Below are 5,101 nucleotides of genomic sequence, written 5' to 3'. Positions count from 1 at the left end.
TCCGATTTACCGAATTGTTGTTTTGCCCAATGAGTATGTTCGTTAATCATAATGTGCCCTCAAACAAGATTTGAAGAGCTGATCATGACATTGAGATTTAGTTCAAAAAAATCCCCGCTAATTTCTTAGCAGGGATTTGTGTATAAGAGACAGCCAATAGGGGCTTTCTTGTATTCTAAAATCAGGTGCAGCTCATTGTCATTTACAAAACAGAGCATGAATAGCGTCCGATCTAACGCTGGAATTTAATAGTGCATTCGCACTCTTTCAAATTTAAGAAAGCTTAGCTTAATCTATGGATTAACTTTATTTAAATTATATTTATTATTAGAGGTAAATAAAGAATCATAAATTACACGATATTAAGTTCATGTAGCTTTAAATAATTTGAGTAGGTATTTTTTGGAAAGTTTGCAAAAGTGGTGGCCCCTCCCAGACTCGAACTGGGGACCTAACGATTATGAGTCGTGTGCTCTAACCAACTGAGCTAAGGGGCCAACTTTTATATAACTGCTAGGCAGTTAATTTTTGAAGCGTTCAGTCACAGAGCGACTAAAGCGGGTTGCAGTATAAAAACTTTTTAGGTGCTTGTCACTACCAAACACCTTTATTTTAACAATCAGTAAGCTAACTGCTTAAATAGTAATCTTTTAGGTGGGTATAAGCATAAAATACAAGATATTCCCCACGATATTCTCTGCATTAAATTATAAAAACCTTCCTCCCACATGTAGTCTTTTGTATTTAACGCTCTACTTTTTAAGTAAAGCTAACATATATGTGTAGGCATACAAGGCTGTAAAAAATATGCTTGGGGCTACTGTAAGTGTCAAATTAGGTGTCTGATTAATTACATTCACCATAATCACTAAGCTCGATTGAACAGTAATCGGAATAATAGGCGCAAAAAGTACACCTGCTATTTTTTTGTTACCTAAATACGAGGCGCTAGAGTTAATTGCATTATTGAAGCTTTGTCGTATTGCTACGTTTTGTGGTGTTTTAGAATGAAACATACAAATAATTGGAGTTACGAACGCAAGCGATACATAACTAGACTTATACTTGTTGACGACCTTTTCTAAAATAAAAGTAAAAAACAGCGTTACAAATCCACTATACAAACCTTGTACTAATGCAGCTTGAAGCGTGACCGATTTAGCAATATCTGCAGAACTGTTCGCCCAGTAGGCCCAGCTAAAATAAAAAACGAATGACACAACGCCTGACAGTATAAGTCGAATATTCAATTAGCTACCTCAATATGCGTAAAAGCTTGGTGTAATGATAACACTAGAAGTGATGGTAATATTGTCACTAAATAATAGAGTAATTAATCGCGTATTGTAGATATATAAACAAACTAATATTAAAGATTTCCTAAATGGCATCAATACAGAATCAGAACACTACTGTTAGTTAGAAAGCTTAATTGAAGTAAACAATGGTTTGGCTGAGTGTATTTTGGGAGTGAGTTACAAGAAATAAATCACTTAGTTTGAGTAAATTAAAAATTAGATTTTGATAAAAAATATTTACTTTAAAAACTAATATTGTGAGCCGAACGGTACTGGGGCACTTGTATCATTAGGCCTCAGTAGTCGGCTTACACAATATATAATCTGTCATTATTTTTTCGCAATAATGTAGATTGCATGTATTAACCCTGGGAAATAACCTAGCAGTGTTAATAAAATATTTAACCAAAAATGCATACCTAAGCCAACTTGCAAAAACACACCTAATGGCGGTAATAAAACCGAAAGTATTATACGAATAATATCCATGACTAAACTCCATTTAAATTAAGCATTAAAAAGACGTAAAGCCCAGTGTTAGTGGGCCTTAACTATACTGTATTATTCAGCAACAATAGCTAGTTTATCAACTACGTCACGAACATCTTCAGCATTTTTAGCAATTTTAACTGCTAGTTGTTTTTCAGCTTCAGACTCTACTGAACCGTTCAGAGTTACAATACCATTGTCGGTATCAACATCGATGTCTGTACCACCAACTTCTGAGTCAAACAGGAAGCGAGTTGTGATTACAGTGGTGATTTTAGCGTCCGTTAGGTCGTTATCATCATCGTCCATCATGTCATTGCTTTTATCTTTGGTATCCATGCTTTTAACAACAGTAAGGCTGTTATCAACATCAGATACACCATCTAGGCTAAGTACAAGTTCTTCTGCTAGCTCTTTATCAAGCTCGCTATTAACTTTACCTGTAAGTACTACTTTGCCATTTTTTACATCAGTGTTAATGTCAAAGTTGTTTAGATTAGTGTTCATAAGTAGAACTGTTTCTGCCTTACCATCAATCCAAGCATCTTTACTTTCGTTTTCCCAGCTGTTTGCTTGGGCACCCATAGCCGTAGTACCAAGAACTAGAGCTGCGATAATAGACTTGTTAAATGTTTTCATAATCTTTCTCCTTTTGATTAAAGACACTTTAACTAATGCGAGCTTTGGGCCAACTTTATTTATACTTAAATTTCAATAGGTTGAGTTTATTTTGGAGTGAGGCATTATCTATAGTTGTGTAACTATTTACAGGCTACTCGGTAAAACTTTCTCAAATAGTGAAAATAGCTAGATAATTGCATTTTTGGTTAATCTATCGTTAATATAACAAAATAAAAAACATCATTATAAATTAACCTACTGATAATTAAGGTGATTATATTTGGTGCGTGCTTTGCATATAAACATCAAGAGCAGTATCAATAGTAAATATAATAAGGAATGCCCCATGTCTGTAAAAGTTGAAGACCGCCCAATAGAGCAAGTACGCGAACAAGTGATTGATCAATTAATTTATAATTACAGTCATGGGGTTATTTCTGTTGATGCATTTGAGAGACGACTCGATAACGCGATGGATGCACCTAATAACAACGCTCTTTTAGCCTTAGTAGAAGACTTAACACTTAATACCGATCAGCAATATAAAGCAGAAAAACAATCGCAATTTAAACCACATTATAGTGCACAGCAAAACAGTGATGATGATTTTACATTACGTAGTATTTTAGGCTCTAACGAACGAAGCGGTCAGTGGGTCGTGCCAAAAAATATATATTTAAGTAACTTTATGGGATCGGTGGTACTTGATTTTACTGATGCCATTTTTGCGCATCAAAATGTAACTATTCACGTTAACTGTATTTTTGGTAGCGATGAGATTTACGTACCAGAGCATGTAAATGTAGTGTCTAAAATGTTTTGTATTTTAAGTAGCCTTGAAAATAAATCAGTGTCGCTTAACAAACGCCAAGGTCCTACTATTCATATTGAAGGAAAGGCAGTTATGGGATCGGTTGAAGTAAAAATAAAGCGCACAATTAAAGAAAAATTTATGAGCTTTGCAAATGAGCTAAAAACCCAGTTTGGCACGGGTAATAATAACCGCTCACTATAATTGAGTAGCAGCACTTTAGCGTGCTGCTTAGTATTTTATTATAAATCGTTATTTCGCTCGCTTGGTATATCACTTAAATACTCTACAAACTCAACTTCAAACCCGGCGGGATCAATAAAGTAGACATTCTTTCTGAAAGGATTCTCGCTACCTTGCTTGCTTACTGTAAAACCCACTTTATTTAAGCGCATTACTACTGCGCTTAAATTATTAGTTACATAAGCAAAGTGTGCAAAACCAATTTGATGGCCCGATAGGTTTCTGTTTTCACCTTCACCATGGTCGCTTATCGCAATGTAATGCGTGTCATCTCCAAAGTGTACCCAGCGTCTTGGTTTTCCGTACCAATCACCTCTACCCTCACTTCTGATTGACCAATGCGGAAATACAGCTTGGTAAAATTTAAGCATACTATCTATATCACTCGCGACTAAGTTTACGTGCTCTAAATACATAATGTTGTCCTATCAATTAAGTTAGGATCACGATAAAACCTCAAGCTAACTTTAGGTAAAGCGTTATTTAAAATTAATTCAATTTAATTAACACACAAAGGAACATAATGACTTATTAATTGCTCATTATTATTTTTAAAAAATATAGACATTTTTCAATCTTGTATAAAAAACAAACATAAGTATTTGGGGTTTATTGTTTACTTTATGTCAAAAGTCGCTAAAATATGCCGGCTGAAATATATAAACGTTCTTTTACAACCCAAAGGTAATACCATGCATCCAATGTTAAACATTGCGGTTCGCGCTGCGCGCAACGCAGGCAAAATTTTACTTCGCGCAAGTGAAGATTTATCAAAAGTTGAAGTGCAACAAAAAGGCGCTAACGACTTAGTAACTAACATTGATAAAGAAGCCGAAGCCGTAATTCGTGACACTATTTTACAGTCTTACCCTACTCACTCTATTGTTGGTGAAGAATTAGGTGAGCATAAAGGCAAGGATGATGATTACCAATGGATTGTAGATCCTATCGATGGAACAACTAACTTCATCAAAGGTATCCCTCATTACGCGGTTTCTATCGCACTTAAAGTTAAAGGTCGTTTAGACCAAGCTGTTATTTATGATCCAATTCGTGGTGAGCTTTTCACTGCATCTCGCGGTCAAGGCACTCAGTTAAACAGCAAACGTCTACGTGTTAGCAAAACTACGGTTCTTGCAGGCACTGTACTTGCTACTGGTTTCCCTTTCAAAAACAAAAACCACATGGATGCATACACTGAAGCGTTTAAAGCATTGTTTGTACACACTGCAGACATTCGCCGTGCAGGTTGTTCTGCTTTAGATATGGCATACGTTGCAGCTGGCCGTGTTGATGGATTTTTTGAAATTGGTTTAAAACCTTGGAACTCTGCTGCAGGCGAACTTATGGTTAAAGAAGCGGGCGGTATGGTTGTAGATTTCGCTGGTGGTAATAACTATAACCACAGCGGCAATATTATCTGTGGTTCACCAAAATTGACTCAAGCAATTATTCGCGAAATTCGTCCAGTACTAACTGAGTCGTTACTTCGCTAATTGCTGCTATTAATAGCATGCTAAAAAGGAGCTCAGGCTTAATGCCGATCAGTTAAGAAAATGACCGGTTGACCGATCCAAACGATCATGCAAAATCCGTAGTTAGGAAACTAACTACGGATTTTTTTGTGAATATAGAACAA

At 35.8% G+C, this 5,101-nt stretch carries 6 protein-coding genes and 1 tRNA gene; 2 read left to right on the top strand and 5 right to left on the bottom strand.

Annotation, left to right across the window (positions count from 1 at the left end; genetic code table 11):
• Nucleotides 1–420 precede the first annotated feature (420 nt).
• The 4 genes from I6F66_RS20300 to I6F66_RS20285 all read right to left on the bottom strand — a co-directional run bounded on the left by I6F66_RS20300 (nt 421) and on the right by I6F66_RS20285 (nt 2,426).
• Nucleotides 421–497, bottom strand: a tRNA-Ile gene (locus tag I6F66_RS20300).
• Between the two features lie 255 nt (nt 498–752).
• Complete coding sequence (locus I6F66_RS20295; RefSeq protein ID WP_197175835.1) at nt 753–1,250, bottom strand: hypothetical protein; 498 nt, start codon at nt 1,248–1,250, stop codon at nt 753–755.
• Nucleotides 1,251–1,628: 378 nt separating this feature from the next.
• Complete coding sequence (locus I6F66_RS20290) at nt 1,629–1,787, bottom strand: YqaE/Pmp3 family membrane protein (protein ID WP_002957822.1); 159 nt, start codon at nt 1,785–1,787, stop codon at nt 1,629–1,631.
• A 72-nt stretch (nt 1,788–1,859) separates the two neighbouring features.
• A complete protein-coding gene (locus tag I6F66_RS20285) occupies nt 1,860–2,426 on the bottom strand; it encodes a BON domain-containing protein (protein ID WP_007586486.1) in 567 nt (188 codons plus the stop codon).
• 328 nt (nt 2,427–2,754) lie between these two features.
• Between I6F66_RS20285 and I6F66_RS20280 the strand changes: the two genes are divergently transcribed.
• A complete protein-coding gene (locus tag I6F66_RS20280) occupies nt 2,755–3,423 on the top strand; it encodes a LiaF domain-containing protein (protein WP_197175833.1) in 669 nt (222 codons plus the stop codon).
• Nucleotides 3,424–3,461: 38 nt separating this feature from the next.
• Here the strand turns inward: I6F66_RS20280 and I6F66_RS20275 are convergent, their stop codons facing one another.
• Entirely contained in the window at nt 3,462–3,878 is a 417-nt protein-coding gene (locus tag I6F66_RS20275; protein ID WP_197175831.1) for a VOC family protein, read from the bottom strand.
• Nucleotides 3,879–4,154: 276 nt separating this feature from the next.
• Between I6F66_RS20275 and suhB the strand changes: the two genes are divergently transcribed.
• The gene (gene suhB / locus I6F66_RS20270) at nt 4,155–4,958 is read left to right on the top strand and encodes an inositol-1-monophosphatase (protein ID WP_002957826.1); all 804 of its coding nucleotides are present in this window, start codon (nt 4,155–4,157) and stop codon (nt 4,956–4,958) included.
• Nucleotides 4,959–5,101: the final 143 nt, after the last annotated feature.

Source organism: Pseudoalteromonas sp. NZS100_1 (assembly GCF_015864285.1).
GTDB classification, from domain to species: domain Bacteria; phylum Pseudomonadota; class Gammaproteobacteria; order Enterobacterales; family Alteromonadaceae; genus Pseudoalteromonas; species Pseudoalteromonas arctica.
The sequence above is the reverse complement of the archived record's forward strand: the minus strand, read 5'-3'. Positions and strand labels throughout refer to the sequence as shown.

Bases quoted from the DNA above. Each gene is read 5' to 3' on its own strand.
- I6F66_RS20290 (WP_002957822.1), bottom strand. From the start codon at position 1,787: ATGGATATTATTCGTATAATACTTTCGGTTTTATTACCGCCATTAGGT.
- I6F66_RS20285 (WP_007586486.1), bottom strand. From the start codon at position 2,426: ATGAAAACATTTAACAAGTCTATTATCGCAGCTCTAGTTCTTGGTACT.
- I6F66_RS20280 (WP_197175833.1), top strand. From the start codon at position 2,755: ATGTCTGTAAAAGTTGAAGACCGCCCAATAGAGCAAGTACGCGAACAA.
- I6F66_RS20275 (WP_197175831.1), bottom strand. From the start codon at position 3,878: ATGTATTTAGAGCACGTAAACTTAGTCGCGAGTGATATAGATAGTATG.
- suhB (WP_002957826.1), top strand. From the start codon at position 4,155: ATGCATCCAATGTTAAACATTGCGGTTCGCGCTGCGCGCAACGCAGGC.